Below are 1,151 nucleotides of genomic sequence, written 5' to 3'. Positions count from 1 at the left end.
GATAAAGGCTATACCTGAAATTAATGGGATTCATCATATGCACTTTTGGTCATTAGACGGGGAAAGTCACGTATTAACTGCTCACCTAGAGTTAGCCCATAACTTTGAGGTTGATAAATTAATTAGGCTAAAACAACAAGTGGCTAAGGAACTTTCTTCTTATAATTTATCTCATACAACCATTGAGTTTGAGTTTCCTCAAGAAACTTGCCGTGACGAGCATGAAAAACATGCGCATGGCTAGTTTAGAAAACCTTTTTTTGATATTATAATTTTTCATATTTAAGTAGGTGTTTATTTTGAAATTCAATGTTGCGTTAAAAATACTATTAGTCGTTTCGATTGTTTTGCAATCGTTAACTGCTGTTGTATCCGCAACACCTGAGAATCACCAAATAGATATAGAGCACCTTCAAATTCAACATGATCATGCAGATGATCGAAATGTCTCAAATGATAATGTAGGTGATGAGCAGCATAATGAAAAAGATTGTCATCACTGCGGACATTGCAGTGGCAGCCACTTATCTTGGATTTTAGTCAGTAATTCAAATACCACGGGCAAACTAAACATTATCAATAAAACGCCTTATCAAATTGATCAAACAAGTACCTTTCTTGAAGCGATACTTCGTCCGCCCATTTCTTAATTAGATTAATTTTTAATGACCTATTTATCCTTTAATAATGGATAAAGGTTTCGTGTTTATTAATTTTAAAATTAAGAATTTTTATGTATATATATTTAAAAAATGCAGGTTTAGTCCTGTCTTTATGTATGGCTGTGAGTTTTTCAGTTGCCACTTATGCCAAACAGAAAAGTATTTCATGGCTAGATAGTCAAATAAATAAAGATCCCGAAGTTGTTGCGGCTAAAGAGTTACTTAATGCAAGTAATCATAGAGCCAAGAGCTTAACTAAAGCCGTATATAACCCAGAGCTTGAAGCAAGCTATGAAAAAGAGGGTGATTTTGATAATTATTCTATTGGTATCAGTCAAACGATTGATTTTTGGGATAAGCAATCAGCAAATAAAAGCATTGGTGAAATTGGTGTTTATGCAAACCAGCAACAATTGTTATCTCTACTCGATTCTAAAAAGGCTAACGCTTTAACTGCAATAGTTAATTGGCAAGCAGCAAAAAAGGTGG

General features: G+C 33.7%; 2 protein-coding genes and 1 pseudogene. All 3 read left to right on the top strand.

All coding sequences use genetic code 11. The features are described from left to right. Nucleotides 1–244: pseudogene (locus P20311_RS01380) on the top strand (cation transporter); the annotation flags it as partial. 55 nt (nt 245–299) lie between these two features. After that, a complete protein-coding gene (locus tag P20311_RS01375) occupies nt 300–650 on the top strand; it encodes a hypothetical protein (RefSeq protein ID WP_004588885.1) in 351 nt (116 codons plus the stop codon). Between the two features lie 83 nt (nt 651–733). Beyond that, on the top strand, nt 734–1,151 hold a 418-nt coding region (locus P20311_RS01370; protein WP_036984641.1), incomplete at its 3' end, for a TolC family protein.

It is taken from the genome of Pseudoalteromonas sp. BSi20311 (assembly GCF_000239875.1).
GTDB lineage: Bacteria > Pseudomonadota > Gammaproteobacteria > Enterobacterales > Alteromonadaceae > Pseudoalteromonas.
The sequence above is the reverse complement of the archived record's forward strand: the minus strand, read 5'-3'. Positions and strand labels throughout refer to the sequence as shown.